15 protein-coding genes are annotated in these 16042 nt (G+C 72.5%); 6 read left to right on the top strand and 9 right to left on the bottom strand.

All coding sequences use genetic code 11. The annotated features are described in order from the left end of the window. The 5 genes from AB4Y83_RS16945 to AB4Y83_RS16925 all read right to left on the bottom strand — a co-directional run. A partial coding sequence (locus AB4Y83_RS16945; protein WP_442297579.1) for a NuoI/complex I 23 kDa subunit family protein occupies nt 1-541 on the bottom strand: 541 nt, incomplete at its 3' end. A gap of 27 nt (nt 542-568) precedes the next feature. Then, nucleotides 569-1537, bottom strand: a complete 969-nt coding sequence (gene nuoH, locus AB4Y83_RS16940; RefSeq protein WP_442276223.1) for an NADH-quinone oxidoreductase subunit NuoH — start codon at nt 1535-1537, stop codon at nt 569-571. Next, nucleotides 1534-2061 carry an NADH-quinone oxidoreductase subunit C gene (locus AB4Y83_RS16935; protein WP_442276222.1) on the bottom strand — a complete coding sequence of 176 codons (528 nt, stop codon included), beginning with the start codon at nt 2059-2061 and terminating at the stop codon, nt 1534-1536. Before AB4Y83_RS16935 ends, nuoH begins: the two co-directional genes overlap by 4 nt. Continuing rightward, nucleotides 2058-2714, bottom strand: a complete 657-nt coding sequence (locus AB4Y83_RS16930) for an NADH-quinone oxidoreductase subunit B (RefSeq protein ID WP_442297578.1) — start codon at nt 2712-2714, stop codon at nt 2058-2060. The genes AB4Y83_RS16935 and AB4Y83_RS16930 overlap by 4 nt, the downstream gene beginning before the upstream one ends. Then, a complete protein-coding gene (locus AB4Y83_RS16925) occupies nt 2714-3073 on the bottom strand; it encodes an NADH-quinone oxidoreductase subunit A (protein WP_056781480.1) in 360 nt (119 codons plus the stop codon). Before AB4Y83_RS16925 ends, AB4Y83_RS16930 begins: the two co-directional genes overlap by 1 nt. Before the next feature lie 527 nt (nt 3074-3600). On the opposite strand from AB4Y83_RS16925, the gene AB4Y83_RS16920 reads away from it, so the two are divergent. The 5 genes from AB4Y83_RS16920 (at nt 3601) to AB4Y83_RS16900 (ending at nt 10858) form a co-directional block, all read left to right on the top strand. After that, nucleotides 3601-5499, top strand: coding sequence for a 2-oxoacid:acceptor oxidoreductase subunit alpha (locus AB4Y83_RS16920; RefSeq protein ID WP_442276220.1), 1899 nt, complete (start codon nt 3601-3603; stop codon nt 5497-5499). After that, the gene (locus AB4Y83_RS16915) at nt 5496-6584 is read left to right on the top strand and encodes a 2-oxoacid:ferredoxin oxidoreductase subunit beta (protein ID WP_442297577.1); all 1089 of its coding nucleotides are present in this window, start codon (nt 5496-5498) and stop codon (nt 6582-6584) included. The genes AB4Y83_RS16920 and AB4Y83_RS16915 overlap by 4 nt, the downstream gene beginning before the upstream one ends. Continuing rightward, nucleotides 6581-7582 carry an EamA family transporter RarD gene (gene rarD, locus AB4Y83_RS16910; RefSeq protein ID WP_082620096.1) on the top strand — a complete coding sequence of 334 codons (1002 nt, stop codon included), beginning with the start codon at nt 6581-6583 and terminating at the stop codon, nt 7580-7582. Before AB4Y83_RS16915 ends, rarD begins: the two co-directional genes overlap by 4 nt. A gap of 38 nt (nt 7583-7620) precedes the next feature. Continuing rightward, nucleotides 7621-9189 carry an MFS transporter gene (locus AB4Y83_RS16905; RefSeq protein ID WP_442297576.1) on the top strand — a complete coding sequence of 523 codons (1569 nt, stop codon included), beginning with the start codon at nt 7621-7623 and terminating at the stop codon, nt 9187-9189. A 262-nt stretch (nt 9190-9451) separates the two neighbouring features. After that, the gene (locus AB4Y83_RS16900; protein WP_442297575.1) at nt 9452-10858 is read left to right on the top strand and encodes a class II fumarate hydratase; all 1407 of its coding nucleotides are present in this window, start codon (nt 9452-9454) and stop codon (nt 10856-10858) included. A gap of 200 nt (nt 10859-11058) precedes the next feature. Here the strand turns inward: AB4Y83_RS16900 and AB4Y83_RS16895 are convergent, their stop codons facing one another. Beyond that, nucleotides 11059-11913, bottom strand: coding sequence for a VOC family protein (locus AB4Y83_RS16895; RefSeq protein ID WP_442297574.1), 855 nt, complete (start codon nt 11911-11913; stop codon nt 11059-11061). A gap of 143 nt (nt 11914-12056) precedes the next feature. On the opposite strand from AB4Y83_RS16895, the gene AB4Y83_RS16890 reads away from it, so the two are divergent. Next, nucleotides 12057-12371 carry a hypothetical protein gene (locus AB4Y83_RS16890; RefSeq protein WP_442297573.1) on the top strand — a complete coding sequence of 105 codons (315 nt, stop codon included), beginning with the start codon at nt 12057-12059 and terminating at the stop codon, nt 12369-12371. 38 nt (nt 12372-12409) lie between these two features. On the opposite strand, the gene AB4Y83_RS16885 is transcribed toward AB4Y83_RS16890, so the two are convergent. The 3 genes from AB4Y83_RS16885 to AB4Y83_RS16875 form a co-directional block, all read right to left on the bottom strand. Beyond that, nucleotides 12410-13741, bottom strand: a complete 1332-nt coding sequence (locus AB4Y83_RS16885) for a D-arabinono-1,4-lactone oxidase (protein ID WP_442297572.1) — start codon at nt 13739-13741, stop codon at nt 12410-12412. Nucleotides 13742-13745: 4 nt separating this feature from the next. Further along, on the bottom strand, nt 13746-14927 hold the full coding sequence (locus AB4Y83_RS16880) for an alanine racemase (protein WP_442276276.1): 1182 nt from the start codon (nt 14925-14927) through the stop codon (nt 13746-13748). 84 nt (nt 14928-15011) lie between these two features. After that, nucleotides 15012-16031: a polyprenyl synthetase family protein gene (locus AB4Y83_RS16875; RefSeq protein WP_442297571.1), complete on the bottom strand. Its 1020-nt coding sequence runs from the start codon at nt 16029-16031 to the stop codon at nt 15012-15014. Nucleotides 16032-16042 lie beyond the last annotated feature (11 nt).

The following is a 16042-nucleotide window of genomic DNA, read 5'->3' as shown; positions in this document are numbered from 1 at the left end:
TACCTCCACCGGCAGCGGCTGCTCCCGCGGACCCCCGGGCGGGCTTCGCCGCGGCCGTGACCTCGGCAGGGTCGGCACTGCCCGGGTCGAGGGCAGGCGGCGCCGGGACGGTGGCCATCCACGCGCCGAGGCGGTCCTTCTCGTGGAGCAGGTCGCGGATGTCGGTCTCGGCGTACTCGAACTCGGGGCTCCAGTGCAGGGCGTCGAAGGGGCAGACCTCGATGCAGATGCCGCAGTACATGCAGAGCGAGAAGTCGATGGCGAAACGGTCGAGGACGTTGCGCTGGCGGGCGCGGCCGCCGGGCGTCGTCGGCGGCAGCTCCTCCTTGTGCGAGTCGATGTAGATGCACCAGTCGGGGCACTCGCGCGCGCAGAGCATGCACGAGGTGCAGTTCTCCTCGGTCAGCGCGATGACGCCGCGTGACCGGGGCGGGAGCGCGGGTGAGACGTCGGGGTACTCGGCCGTGTGCGTGTGCCGGGTCAGCGACTTCGCCGTCGTCGCGAGTCCCTTGACGAGCCCCGGAATGATCCCGTCAGCCATGTCGCTCCACCCTCGATCGGTCGTCGGTCACGGGAAGACCACCACCCCGACGGCGGTCAGGGCGAGCTGGAAGAGTGCCATCGGCACGAGCCACACCCAGGCGAGGCGCTGGAGCTGGTCCTCGCGCATGCGCGGCCACGACACGCGGAGCCAGATGACGACGACCGCGACGAGGAAGCCCTTGAGCACGGTCCACAGCCAGCCGAGCCACTGCTCGATGGGCCCTGCCCAGCCGCCGAGGTAGAGCACGGCGAAGAGCAGCGACATGACGACGATGCCGGCGTACTCGGCGAGCAGGAAGAAGGCGAACCGCAGGCCGGTGTACTCGGTGAAGGCGCCGAAGACGATCTCGGAGTCGGCGAGCGGCATGTCGAACGGCGGGCGCTGCAGCTCGGCGAGGGCTGCGACGAGGAAGACGACAGCGCCGGGCAGCTGCCAGAGCAGCCACCACGGGTTCCACGCCTCGGCGATGGAGACGAGCGACAGGCTTCCGGCGGCGAGGGCGACCGAGGCGACCGCGAGGACCATCGGCAGCTCGTAGGACACGAGCTGGGCGGCGGCGCGCATCGCCCCGAGCAGGGAGTACTTGTTGGCCGAGGCCCACCCGGCCATGAGCGTGCCGATGACGCCGACCCCGATCACGGCGAGCACGAGCACGACGCTCGCGTCGACGTCGGCCCCGACGACCCGTGGCGAGAGGGGGATGACGGCGAGCGCCACGAGGTAGGGGATGAGCGCGACGAAGGGGGCGAGGCGGAAGACCCAGCGGTCGGCCCGGGCCGGAGTGATGTCCTCCTTCTGGACGAACTTCACCCCGTCGGCGACGAGCTGGGCCCACCCGTGGAAGCCACCGGCATACATCGGTCCGAGGCGACCCTGCATGTGCGCCATGACCTTGTGCTCGGTCTGGCCGACGAGCAGCGGCAGCACGAGGAAGGCGGCGAGCACCGCGGCGGCGCGCAGCACGACCTCGACCCAGGGAGCGAGGTCGCTCATCGCGGCCCCCACTCGGGTCCGGGCACGCCGGGCGCCTGGACGCGCCGGCGGCCGGGTGCGCGGGCGGAGTCGTGGCCCTCGCCGGGCTCCTTGGCACCGGGCCACGCCTTGGAGGCGCGGGCGGCCAGGACGAAGGACTTGCGCAGCGGGGTGCCCTCGAAGCCGTCGGGGAGCAGGAGCGGGCGCAGGCCGAGGCCGCTGCCGTCGTCGAAGCCGTCGAAGTCGATGCCGAACATCTCGTGGGTCTCGCGCTCGTGCCACGCCGCGCCCCGGAAGATCCCGGTCAACGACGGGACCGGCAGACCCCCGGTGACGCGAGTGCGCAGCAGCACCGACCTCAGCGCGCCCGGCGTGCGTGTGTCGAGCAGGTGGCAGACGACGTCGAAGCCCGCGTCGTCGCCCTCGCGGTCTGTCTCGTCGACGGCCGTCAGCCAGTCGAAGTACGCGTAGCCCTCCTCACGGAGCGAGAGCACCGTGCGGGGCCACTCCCCGAAGGGCACGTCGCGCACGTCGGTGACCCTCACCGGCCGTCCTCCCCCGGCTTCGCGCCACGGCGCAGGAGGGGACGGCGGAGGTCGCCGGCGCTGCCGACGCGCGTGCCGGCATACCTGCCCTTGAGCTTCTGCGTCGACAGGCGCTCCGCGGCGATCTGCTCCTGGAGGCGGATGATGCCGTGCAGCAGCGCCTCGGGGCGCGGCGGGCAGCCGGGGACGTAGACGTCGACGGGCACGATCTGGTCGACGCCCTTCGTCACGGAGTAGGAGTCCCAGTAGGGGCCGCCGGAGTTGGAGCAGGCGCCGAAGGAGATGACGTACTTCGGCTCGGGCATCTGGTCGTAGAGGCGGCGGATCGCCGGGGCCATCTTGTCGGTGACGGTGCCCGAGACGACCATGAGGTCGGCCTGGCGCGGGCCCGGCGCGAAGGGGATGACCCCCAGGCGGATGAAGTCGTGGCGACCCATCGAGGCGGCGATGAACTCGATGGCGCAGCAGGCGAGCCCGAAGTTGAAGACCCAGAGGGAGTAGCGGCGGCCCCAGTTGAGGACGACCTTGATCGGCTTGGGCGCGTGGGCGCCGAGGACGCCCATCGACGCCGGTCCGATGGTCGGCATCGGGAGGCCGACCGGCTGGCCGGGCTGGCTCGCCGGCTGGCCGGGCTGGCTCGGCGGCTGATCCATCACACCCACCTCAGCAGACCGCGGCGGCCCGCGTGGGCCAGGCCGAGCACGATGACGCCGATGAAGATGCCCATCTCGACGAGGCTCGCGCGGCCGAGGTCGGCGTCGCGGATGACGGTCGCCCACGGGAAGAGGTAGACCGCGTCGACGGCGAAGACGACGTAGAGGAAGGAGAAGACGAAGTAGCGGACCTTCGTCTGCGCCCAGCCCTCGCCGACCGGGTCGACACCGGACTCGTACGTCGCCAGCTTGGCCGCGTGGGGTGCGCGCGGGGCGAGGAGCCGTCGCACGAGCATCGCCGCCGTGACGAGCAGGACGCCCGCCCCCAGCACCGCTGCGACGGCCACGTACCCGGACATGACGGCCAGCCTATCCATGCCGGTAGGCGAGTGGCACGGAGTGGTCAGCCGCATCCGGGCTACCCTCCAGCGCATGTCGACAGGGGTGGACAGGACCGGGTGGGCTCGCCGCACGAGGCGACGACCCAGGTGCCCGGCGACGTGCCCCACGACGGGCCGCTCGACGTGACGGACCCCGGACGTGGACCCGGGCGTGGACYCCGGCCTGGACCCGGGCGTCGACCCGGGCGTCGACCCGCTCGGCTGGGACGCCACCGCCCTCGTCGTGACGCACGTGGTCCTCGCCCTCTGCACCGGGGCGGCGGTCGGGGCGCCGTCGGGCGGCGCTACGTCCGCGGTCGGCACGTCCCGGTGGGCGCCTCCGTGCGGTGACCGCGGCTCACCCTGTGTCGGCACCGCGTCGACCCGCGTCGTCCACGTTGTGGCAGGTGCACGATCTGAGGCCCGACGAGACATAGCATGGAAAGTGCCCGCCGCACAGGGCCCCGGGCAGTGAATCGTATGGAAGTTCGAGGACGTCGCAGAGCATGAGCGCCAAACTGGTCCAGAAGCTCGATCGCGTGGTCATCCGATTCGCCGGGGACTCCGGCGACGGCATGCAGCTCACCGGAGACCGCTTCACGTCGCAGACCGCACTGCTCGGCAACGACCTGTCGACGCTGCCGAACTTCCCCGCCGAGATCCGGGCGCCCCAGGGCACGCTGCCCGGCGTCTCGAGCTTCCAGCTGCACTTCGCCGACCACAACGTGCTGACGCCGGGTGACGCCCCCGACGTCCTCGTCGCGATGAACCCCGCCGCTCTCAAGGCCAACCTGCGCGACCTGCCGCGGGGCGCCGCGATCATCGTCAACACCGACGAGTTCACCAAGCGCAACCTCTCCAAGGTCGGCTACGCCGAGAGCCCGCTCGACGACGGCTCGCTCGACAGCTACGACGTGCACCCGGTGGCCCTGACCTCGATCGCCGTCGAGGCCCTCGCGTCCTTCACCGACCTGACCCGCAAGGAGAAGGAGCGCGCGAAGAACATGTTCGCGCTCGGCCTGCTCTCGTGGCTCTACACCCGACCCATGGACGGCACCGAGGCGTTCCTCAAGGCGAAGTTCGCCGACAAGCCCGAGATCCTCGAGGCCAACCTCGCCGCCCTGCGCGCGGGCTTCAACTACGGCGAGACCACCGAGGACTTCGCGGTCGCCTACGAGGTGGCCCCGGCCGCGATGCCGGCGGGCACCTACCGCAACGTCACCGGCAACGTCGCGCTGTCGCTCGGCCTCGTGGCCGCTGCGCACCGCGCACACCTGCCGCTCTTCCTCGGCAGCTACCCGATCACGCCGGCCTCGGACATCCTCCACACGCTCGCCGGGCTCAAGCGCTACGGCGTCGCGACGATGCAGGCCGAGGACGAGATCGCCGGTGTCGGCGCCGCCCTCGGTGCCAGCTTCGGCGGCGCGCTCGGTGTGACGACGACGTCGGGGCCCGGCCTCGCGCTCAAGGCCGAGACGATCGGCCTCGCCGTGTCGCTCGAGCTGCCGCTCATCGTCTGCGACATCCAGCGCGGTGGCCCGTCGACCGGCCTGCCGACGAAGACCGAGCAGGCCGACCTGCTCCAGGCGCTCTTCGGCCGCAACGGCGAGTCGCCGGTGGCCGTCGTCGCACCCGCGACCCCGGCCGACTGCTTCGACGTCGCCGTCGAGGCCGTGCGCATCGCCACGACCTACCGCACGCCGGTCATCGTGCTGTCCGACGGCTACCTCGCCAACGGCTCCGAGCCCTGGCGGCTGCCCCGCACGGCCGAGCTGCCCGACATCGCCGTGGAGTTCGCGACCGAGCCCAACGCCGTGGACGACAAGGGTCAGCCGACCTTCCACCCCTACCTCCGAGACCCCGAGACGCTCGCCCGGCCGTGGGCGATCCCGGGCACGCCGGGCCTCGAGCACCGGGTCGGGGGCATCGAGAAGGCCGACGTCACGGGCAACATCTCCTACGACCCCGACAACCACGACCACATGACGCGCCTGCGTCAGGCCAAGATCGACGGGATCGCCGACACCATCGAGCCGCTCGTCGTCGACGACCCGACCGACGACGCCGACGTCCTCGTCCTCGGCTGGGGCTCGACCTTCGGCCCCATCGCCGCGGGCGTCCGCCTGGCGCGGGCCACCGGAGCCCGCGTCGCCCAGGCGCACCTGCGCCACCTCAACCCCTTCCCCGCCAACACCGGCGACGTGCTCCGCTCCTACCAGCGCGTCATCGTGCCCGAGATGAACCTCGGCCAGCTCGCGATGCTGCTGCGGGCGAAGTACCTCGTCGACATCGAGTCGCACACCTCGGTGCGCGGCCTGCCGTTCCAGGCGGGCGAGCTCGCCGACGTCATCGCCACCGCGGTGGCGTCCGTCTCGGACGTGCCCCTGAAGGAGGCCGCCAAGTGACCACCGACCTGGGTATGCCGTCCAGCGGGCCAGGCGCCCCCGGTGCCCACGGCACCGCCGGCGTCCCGCGCCTCACCGACGGCACCGCGCTGACGAAGAAGGACTTCACGTCCGACCAGGAGGTGCGCTGGTGCCCCGGGTGCGGGGACTACGCGATCCTCGCGGCCGTGCAGGGCTTCCTCCCCGAGCTCGGGCTCAAGCGCGAGAACATCGTCTTCGTCTCGGGCATCGGGTGCAGCTCGCGCTTCCCCTACTACCTCGACACCTACGGCATGCACTCGATCCACGGCCGTGCCCCGGCCATCGCGACCGGCCTCGCGGCGACGCGCGAGGACCTCTCCGTCTGGGTCGTCACCGGCGACGGCGACGCCCTGTCGATCGGTGGCAACCACCTCATCCACGCCCTGCGCCGCAACGTCAACCTCAAGATCCTGCTCTTCAACAACGAGATCTACGGCCTGACCAAGGGGCAGTACTCCCCCACCTCGCACGTCGGCCAGGTGACGAAGTCGACGCCGCTGGGCTCGCTCGACACGCCCTTCAACCCCGTGTCGCTCGCGCTCGGCGCCGAGGCGAGCTTCGTGGCCCGCACGATGGACTCCGACCGCCAGCACCTGACGTCGGTGCTGCGTGCCGCGGCCGAGCACCGCGGGTCGGCGCTCGTCGAGATCTACCAGAACTGCCCGATCTTCAACGACGGCGTCTTCGACGTGCTCAAGGACCGCACCGAGGCGGCCGCCCGCATCCTGCACCTCGCCGACGGCGAGGAGGTCGGCACCGCCGAGACGGTCGTCGTGCGTGACGACCGGGGGTCGCTCGCCGTCGTGCCGCGCGCCGAGGCCGACCCAACCCGCATCGTGCGCCACGACGTGTCGGCCCACGACCCGTCCGCGGCGTTCGCGCTCTCGCGGCTCGACAGCCCCGACCTCGGGCACGTCCCGATGGGGATCTTCCGCAACGTCCCGCGCCCGACCTACGACGACTCCCTGCGCGAGCAGATCGCCTCGGCCCGCACGGGCGAGGTCACCGACGCCGACATCGACGCCCTGCTCGCCGGTCGGGACACCTGGACCGTGGGGGCGTGACCGCGCGCGAGACCGCTCCGTCCCTCGCGCCGAGCGAGTCCGGCACGCGCGGGACGGGGTCGACGGCACCCCACGGCGAGGTCGGGCGGGGCACCCTGCTCGGCTTCGCGGCCTACGGCCTCTGGGGGCTCTTCCCGCTCTACTTCGACGCGCTCAAGCCCGCCGGGCCGTGGGAGATCCTCGCCCACCGCATCCTCTGGACGCTGCTCTTCTGCGTCGTCGTGCTGCTCGTCGTGCGCGACCTCGGCTGGATCAGGCCGCTGCTGCGACGGCCGCGGCTGCTCGCCGGCACCGCGGTGGCTGCGGTGCTCATCGCGGTCAACTGGGTCGTCTACGTCGCGGCCGTGACCTCGGGCAACACGTCCGAGGCCGCGCTCGGCTACTTCCTCAACCCCCTCGTCACGGTCGCCCTCGGCGTCGTCGTGCTCGGTGAGCGCCTCCGCGTCCTCCAGTGGGTGGCCGTCGGCATCGGTGTCGTCGCGGGCGTCTACCTCGGGGTCTCCGGCGGACGCGTGCCGTGGGTGGCCCTGACGCTGGCGGTGTCCTTCGCGCTCTACGGGCTGACGAAGAAGAAGGTCGGCGTCAGCCTCGACGCCATCCACGGCCTCACGGTCGAGACCGTCGTGCTCGCCCCCGTCGCCGTCGTGCTGCTGCTCGTCGTCGGTGCGCAGGGCGGCCTCGAGTTCGGCCTTCACGGTGGCGTGCACACGTCGCTGCTCGTCCTCTCCGGGCTGGTCACGGCGGTGCCGCTGCTGTGTTTCGCCGCCGCGGCGCGCCGTATCCCGCTCGTGTCGATCGGGCTCATCCAGTTCATCACCCCGGTCATGCAGCTGCTCTGCGCGGTGGTCCTGCTCGACGAGCACATGCCGTCCGAGCGGTGGATCGGCTTCGGCATCGTCTGGCTCGCGCTCGTCGTCCTCACCGTCGACTCGCTCCTCAGCCTGCGTGGCGCCCGGGCCGCGCGGCGAGACCTGCCCGTCGACGACTGCCCGCGCTGACGAGCCGTTCGTCGCACCCGCGGTGACAGACTGCCGGTGTGAGCGACGTCGTCCTGGGCTCCCGCACCGGTCGGTTCGTCATCGCCGCTGCCGTGCTCGGCTCGGGGATGGCGCTGCTCGACGGGACCGTCGTCAACGTCGCGCTCGTCCGGATCGGCGAGGAGCTCGGCGCGAGCCTCGCCGAGCTGCAGTGGATCACCAACGGCTACCTCCTCGCGCTCGCCTCGCTCATCCTCCTCGGCGGGTCGCTCGGTGACCGCTTCGGCCGCCGACGCGTCTTCGTCATCGGGGTCGTGTGGTTCACGGTGGCCTCCGCCGCCTGCGGTCTCGCGCAGTCACCCGTCCAGCTCATCGTCGGCCGGGTGCTCCAGGGCGTGGGAGGTGCGCTGCTGACGCCGGGCAGCCTGTCGATGATCCAGGCGTCCTTCCGTCCCGACGACCGCGGCAAGGCCATCGGCACGTGGTCCGGACTCGGCGGCATCGCCTCCGCCCTCGGGCCCTTCGTCGGCGGGTGGCTCGTGCAGTACGCGAGCTGGCGCTGGGCCTTCCTCGTCAACCTGCCCCTCGGCGCCGCGACCGTCTGGATCGCGCAGCTGCACGTCCCCGAGACCAGGGACGACCGTGCCGACCACCACTTCGACGTCGCCGGCGCCGTGCTCGCGACCCTCGCCCTGGGCACCACGACCTTCGCCCTGATCCAGCACGAGCCGCTGGGTGCGGTGGCCGCCACGGGCGTCGGCCTGCTCGGCCTCGCCATCGGCGCGACCTTCGTCGTCGTCGAGGGTCGCACCTCGCACCCGATGGTGCCGCCGGCCCTCTTCGCCTCCCGGCAGTTCAGCGCGGCCAACGCGATGACCCTGCTCGTGTATGCCGCCCTCGGCGCAGTCTTCTTCTTCCTCACCCTCCAGCTCCAGACCGTCCTCGGCTACGGCCCGCTGCTCGCCGGCATGGCCTCGCTGCCGGTCACCGTGCTCATGCTGCTCTTCGCGGCGCGAGGAGGTGCGCTCGCCTCCCGCATCGGGCCACGCCTGCCGATGACGGTCGGCCCGGTCGTGTGCGCGGTCGGTGCCCTCCTGCTGTCGGGTGTCGGTGCCGGCTCGACCTACTGGACCGGCGTCCTGCCCGGCATCTCCGTCTTCGGCCTCGGACTCACCCTGCTCGTCGCGCCGCTGACGGCGACGGTCCTCGCCGCGGCTCCCGACCGCTACGCCGGCGTCGCCAGCGGGGTCAACAACGCCGTCGCCCGCGCGGGCAGTCTCCTCGCCGTCGCCGCACTCCCGGCCGTCGTCGGGCTCAGCGGCTCGGACTACGCCGTCCCCGAGGCCTTCTCGTCGGCGTACCGGACCGCGATGCTCCTGTGCGCCGGGATGCTCGCCGCCGGAGGTGTCGTGTCGTGGCTGCTCATCCGCAACCCCGCACCCGCGCCGTCCGGCACCGACGAGACGGGTGCCGGACGGCAGGGGCGCGCCGCCGCAGCGGGAGCGACACGGCATACGCGAGCGGTTCCGGCCGGCTGGTCGTGCGCCGGCTCCGAGGGGTGCCCGGGGACGGCGCACCACCACGACGAGGACCTGCCCGCGCTGGGCGGGGCGCCGACCGGGCGCTGACGGAACTCCGCCCGGCCCGGCCGACCACGCCGTCAGGGCGTCGGGTCGGCCCAGCTCCCACACGGATGTCGCTGTTGCCGAAGGTCGCCGGGCACGCCGCGAGGACGTCGGGCGGCGGGATCTGGCTCGCCGTGTAGAGCGAGGCGCGGTACGCGTCGATCGCCGGCCAGTCGGCGGCGTGCACCGTCCAGCGTGCGCCCGCGACGCGGCATCCGGCAAGGTCTACGGCGGATCTCGTCGGCGAGACGTGGATGATGGGGACATGAGCGACGTGTCAGCGCCAGGCTTCCGGACCGAGCACGACTCGATGGGCGAGGTGAAGGTGCCCGCCGACGCGTTGTGGGGCGCGCAGACGGCGCGGGCCGTCGAGAACTTCCCGATCAGCGGGCAGCCGGTGCCGCCGGGCGTCGTCCACGCCCTCGCCCGGCTCAAGGCCGCCGCCGCCGACGTCAACGCCGAGCTCGGGGTCCTCGACGCCGACCGGGCCCGAGCCATCGCGGCGGCAGCCGGTGAGGTCGCGGACGGCGACCACGACGACGAGTTCCCCATCGACGTCTTCCAGACCGGGTCCGGCACCTCGACGAACATGAACGTCAACGAGGTCGTGGCACGGATCGCACACCTCGCGAGCGACCTCGACGTGCACCCCAACGACCACGTCAACGCCGGCCAGTCGAGCAACGACACCTTCCCCAGCGCGCTGCGCATCGCGGCGACGACCGCGAGCGTCCTCGACCTCGTGCCGGCGCTCGAGCACCTCGCGCTCGCCCTGGGTCGCAAGGAGGCCGAGTTCGTCGACGTCGTCAAGGCTGGACGCACCCACCTCATGGACGCCGTGCCGGTGACGCTCGGGCAGGAGTTCGGCGGCTACCGGCGCCAGGTCGAGCTCGGGGCCAGCCGGGTGCGCAGCGCCGCGGAGGCGACGAGCGAGCTGCCCCTCGGTGGCACGGCCGCCGGAACCGGGCTCAATGCGGCACCGGGCTTTGCCCGCAAGGTGATCGAGCGGGTCTCGGGGGTCACCGGCATCCCGTTCCGCGAGGCCGCGAACCACTTCGAGGCGCAGTCGGCGCAGGACGCCGTCGTCGAGCTGTCCGGGGCGCTCAAGGTCGTGGCCGTCAGCCTGACGAAGATCTGCAACGACCTGCGCTGGATGAGCTCCGGGCCCCGCACGGGCCTCGGCGAGATCCACCTGCCCGACCTCCAGCCCGGGTCGAGCATCATGCCCGGCAAGGTGAACCCCGTCGTGCCCGAGGCGACCCTCATGGCGTGCGCGCAGGTCATCGGCAACGACGTCGTCATCACGACGGCCGGCGCTGCCGGCAACTTCGAGCTCAACGTCATGCTGCCGGTCATGGCCAAGAACGTCCTCGAGTCGATCGGGCTGCTCGCCTCGACGAGCCGCCTGCTCGCCGACCGCTGCGTCGACGGCATCACGGCCGAGGTCGAGCACGCGCGGGCCCTCGCCGAGGGCTCGCCCTCGATCGTCACGCCACTCAACCGCTACCTCGGCTACGAGGCCGCGGCCGCGGTCGTCAAGCAGGCGGTCAAGGAGCGGCGCACGATCCGCGACGTCGTCATCGAGCAGGGTCACGTGGCCGACGGCAAGCTCACCGAGCAGCAGCTCGACGAGGCCCTCGACGTCCTCTCGATGACCCGCCCCGAGGACTGACGTCGAGGTCGCTGTGCGTTGAGTCATCCAGCGACCCAGCGTCCACCCGGCCGCCGGCCGGCCCGGCTGCCAGGGCGCTGAGTCACCTGACGGTGCAAGGCACAGGGCGCACGGAACAACCCGGCGACGTCGGCCGTGTGCACCGTGGAGGTCCACGGCTGACGTGACCCCGCTCGCCGCGCAGCGGGAGGTCCCGCGGATCAGCCGAGGAACTGGCTGACCGTGAAGACGGCACCCTGCGGATCGCGCACGACGGCGGTGCGCGTCCAGTCGCTGTCGCCGGTGCGGACGACGGACCCGCCGAGCCGCACGACACGCTCGGCCGCCGCGTCGCGTTCGGCGACGGTGAACGTCACGTGCCACCCCGGCTCGGCGCCCGGTGCGACGGGCACGACCCAGCCGATCGCGTCGGCGAAGCCCGGTGGCACCCTGGCCCCGGACTGTCGCTCGTGGATGTCGGGGTCGACCGTCGAGGCGAGGTGGTCGCCGTAGCCGGGCACCCGGATCATCGTGGCGAAGCCGACGTCGGCGAACTCCCAGCCGAAGGCCCGGGCGTAGAACTGCTGCGCGGCGGCGGGCTCGTCGGTGTGCAGGTCGCTGAAGTTCCAGGCACCCGGGACATTGGTCACCTGCGAGCCCAGACGTCGCCTGGCCTCCCAGAGGCGCACCTCGAGTCCCTGCGGGTCGCGCACGACGGCCGACCGGCCACCCTCGCCGGCCACCGTCGGCGGTTGGACGACGGCTCCCCCGGCCTGCTCGACCCGGCCGGTCGCGGCCTCGGCGTCGTCGACCGCGACATAGGTGTGCCACCGGGCCGCTCCACCGCCAGCACCACCGGCGTCCTCAGCCGCGGGTGTCGCGGGGCCGCCGAGCCCACCGACGTCCTGGCCGTCGAGCTGGGCGATGAGATAGCGGAACGGCACCCCCGGCGGGGTGGCCTCGGTGAACGTCCAGCCGAAAAGCCCGGTGTAGAAGTCTGCGGCGGCATCGACGTCGTCCTGCTCGGTGTCGACCCACGAGGTCACGCCCTCGGGGTAGGTCCTCGGCTCGGTCACGGCATCCTCCTCGGCGTCGCTGTGCGTTCTCCACCGTAGGTGGGCCCGCCGACAGCCGTCGACGCACGCCGACGGTCGTCACCAGGTGCCGCCGAGGGGCGCGCTCGCCCAGCGGGCCGGCCCGTGCGGTCTACCGTCGGTGGATGACCCTGGACGACGTCGACGAATACCTCCGGACGCTCGACGGGGTCCGCGCCAGACGCGCCGACGGGCGCCGCGCGTGGTACGTCGACGGGCTGCTCGTGGCCCGAGCCGACGCTGCCGGCACGCTGCTCGTCCGACTCGGCGGCCGCGACCGCGAGCAGCTCGTCAGCGCCCACCCCGACACCTTCGGCGTGCCGCCCCGGTGGGAGGCGCACGCCAAGCTGCAGGCCGACCTCACGGGCGACGAGGACGCGATCAGGCGCTCGCTGCGCCTCGCCTGGGAGCGACAGCGCTCGGTGCGCGCCGGCACCTGAGTGGCGGACACGGCATACGCCATCGCTCACCGGGACGCTCAGGCGCCGAGGACCCGCTCGAGGTAGGGGTTGCCGAAGCGGCGCTCCGGGTCGACGCGGTTGCGGACCGCGAGGAAGTCGTCGAAGCGCGGGTAGACGCTGCGGAGGTAGTCGGCGTGCCGCGTGTGGAGCTTGCCCCAGTGCGGGCGACCGCCGTGGTTGACGGCGATGGCCTCGAACGCGTCGAAGTAGGCACCCCGCCCCTGCCGGTGGTACTTGTGGATCGCGATGTAGCAGCTCTGGCGCTCGTAGGCCGTCGAGAGCCACACGTCGTCGGCAGCGGCGACGCGGCACTCGACGGGGAAGGAGATGCGCTCGTCGTGGGTGTCGACCCACTCGCGCAGCTCGAGCAGCACCTCGGACAGGCTCGCGCGCGGGAAGGCCCACTCCGACTCCATGAAGCGCACCTCGCGCGCGGTGACGAAGACCTTGCGCGAGCTGTCGGTGAACTGGCGCTCGCTCAGGGCACGCGACGCGATGGCGTTGATGCTCCTCGTCGAGCGCGGCATCCGGGTGGCGACACGGTTGGTCAGCTCGAAGAAGCGGTTGCTCAGGAGGTCGTCGTCGAGCTTCTCGCGCCAGGCCGGCAGCGGGCGCCTCGCCGTGCCCTCGGGCACGCGGTTGTTGCGCTTGGTCAGGGCCCGGTCGGTGTGTGGGAACCAGTAGAACTCGAAGTGGTCGTTCGCCTCCGCCGAGACGTCTGCGTGGGCCAGCACGTCGGTCAGGGACTCGGGACGCTCGACGGCGTGGAGCAGGAAGGCGGGCACGACGGCGACGGTGATCTCGGTGACGATGCCGAGAGCTCCGAGCCCGAGACGGGCAGCCTGGAAGAGCTCGGGCTCGTGCGTCGGGGAGCACTCGACGAGAGACCCGTCGGCGAGGACGATGCGCAGCGCCCGGATGCCCGCGGACAGGCCCGTCAGGCGCAGACCCGTGCCGTGCGTCCCGGTGCCGGTGGCGCCGGCCAGACTCTGCCGGTCGATGTCGCCGAGGTTGGGCAGCGCGTAGCCGAACGCCTCGAGCTCCTCGTTGAGGACGTGCAGCGGGGTGCCGGCGCGCACCGTCGCCTCGCCGCGCGTCGAGTCGATCGAGGTGACCCCGCTCAGGGCGCCGAGGCGCAGCTGCACGCCGTCGGTCACGGCGACGCCGGTGAACGAGTGACCGGCGCCGATCGCCTTGACCCGCAGTCCCCGGTCGGCAGCTCGCACGACCTCCTCGACGACCTCCGCCTCGCTGCGCGGCGTCGCCACGCGCGCGAGCTTCGAGGACTCGGTGCCGGCCCAGTTGGACCAGTCGATGCTGCGTACGACGCGGCGCTTCACGCCACCCACGCTGTCAGCCAAAGCACTGCCCTTCCCCACGATAGGTCGCGGCCCGTCCGACGACCCGGTCGCCTCCGTCGCTGCTGACGAGCGCGAACTCCGTGAAGCGCTCGGCCAGCTCCCCTGCCTTGGCGTGCCGGAACCATATCCGATCACCCAGTGAGAGCCGGTCGGCGCCCGGACCCTCGAGAGGTGTCTGCACCTCGCCCGCCCCCTCCCGCCGGAGCAGCGCGACCTCGTGCTCGGGCAGCGGGCTCGGCACGCGGGACCACCCGGGCGGCCCGGACGCGACGTAACCGCCGCCGTATGCCGTCACCATCCCTGCGCCGGGCCGGCGCACCACCGGGGCGGCGAAGTAGGCGGCCGGACGCAGCGACAGCGCGTCGTAGCCGTCGAAGAGGGTCGGCGCGAAGAGGCCCGACCCCGCAGCGAGCTCGGTGAGCGACGGGTCGTGGTGCGTGACGTGCAGGCTGCCGGTCCCACCGCCGTTGACGAGCTCGAGGTCGGCGAGGGCGCGCGCGGCCGCGACGACCTCGGCCCGGCGGGTGCGCAGCTCGGCGTCGGACACCTTCTTCATCCGGCGCACGACGGGCGAGGAGTCGGGCAGACCGGCGATCTGGGCGTCGTAGAACATGAGGCCGGCGACGACGAGGCCCCGCTCCTGGGCCCGACGGATGACCGCCTCGACGTCGGCCGGCGTGCGGGTGGGTGACCGGCGGACCCCCATGTGTGCGGGGCCGACCCGGAGCGACGCGTCGACGTCGATCGCCACGCGCAGGCCCTCGTGGCCGGGCACCTCGCGGGCGATGAAGTCGACGTGCTCGACGCTGTCGACCATGACGACGACGGCCCGGGTCAGGGCCGGGTCGGCAGCGAGCTCGGCCAGGGCGGGGACGTCGACGCTCGGGTAGGCGACGAGGAGGTTGTCGTGACCGTCCCGGGCCCACCAGAGGGCCTCGCGCACGGCGTAGCACATGAGGCCCTCGAAGCCGCGGCGCCCGAGGGCCCGCTCGATGAGGGGTCGGCTGCGCAGCGACTTCGTCGCGATGCGGATCGGCACGCCCGCGGCGAGGTCGACGAGGGTCGCGGCGTTGGCGTCGAAGGCGTCGAGGTCGACGACGGCGAGCGGGCCGGGCAGGTCGGCGGTCGCCGCCGAGAGGCGCGCCGCGACGGGCGGCGACAGGCGGCGATGCATGGTCTGCACCCTACCCAGCGTCACCCCACCCCGTGACCCCCCGATCTCACTCGAATTGGGGGTGAGGGTGGTCGCGAGGAAACGTCAGCCGACGCGGTCGACGACGCTCATCGCCAGAGCCTGCAGGGCGGCCTTCGCGTCGCTGTCGGGCAGCGGGTCGAGCAGGGCCTGCGCCTCGCGGGCGACGGCATACGTCTCGTCGCGCGCGACCGCGAGTGCCGGGTGGGCCCGGAGGAGCCCCAGGGCCTCCGCCAGGGCGGCGTCGTCGTCGGTGAGGTCACCGTCGAGGAGCTCGAGCAGACGTGCGTCCGACGCATCGGCGGGATCGGCCGTGGCGCGGAACCGCAGCACGGCCAGGGTGTCGACGCCCTCGCGCAGGTCGGTGCCCGGGATCTTGCCGCTGTCGTCGGCGTCGGACGCGATGTCGATGAGGTCGTCGGCGAGCTGGAAGGCGATGCCGAGCTTCTCGCCGTAGGAGCGCATGATCTCGACCGACCCGGGCGAGCCGCCGCTGAACATGACGCCGTAGCGTCCGGCCGTCGCGATGAGCACGCCGGTCTTGTCGGCGAGGACACCGAGGTAGTAGTCGACCGGGTCGACGCCCTCGGGGCAGGGACGGTCATCGCGGATCTGCCCGTTGCAGAGACGGACGAACGTCTGGGCCTGGATGAGGACGGCCTCGGCGCCGAGACCCGCGACGAGCTCGGACGCCTTGCCGAAGAGCAGGTCGCCCACGAGGATCGCCGTCGAGTTGTCGTAGGCCGCGTTGACCGACGCGACACCACGCCGCACGCTCGCCTCGTCCATGACGTCGTCGTGGTAGAGCGAGGCGAGGTGGGTCAGCTCGACACCTGCCGCAGCCGCGACGACGTCGTCGTTGATGCCCTCACCGAGCTCGGCCGCGAGGAGCGTCAGCAGCGGCCGGAACCGCTTGCCGCCCGCCGCGACGAGGTGCCCCGACGCGGCCGCGATAAACGGGTCGTCGTGGTCGACGACCTGCGTCAGCAGGGCGTCGACCCGGGCCAGGCCGTCACGCAGGCGTGCCGACAGGTCCGCAGTCGCCCCGGGGATCCCGAGGACCGGCGGGGTGGCGTGCGTCGTCATCGAGCCCCGTG

Source organism: Terrabacter sp. RAF57, assembly GCF_052113925.1.
In the GTDB taxonomy this organism is placed as follows: domain Bacteria; phylum Actinomycetota; class Actinomycetes; order Actinomycetales; family Dermatophilaceae; genus Terrabacter.
The sequence above is the reverse complement of the archived record's forward strand: the minus strand, read 5'-3'. Positions and strand labels throughout refer to the sequence as shown.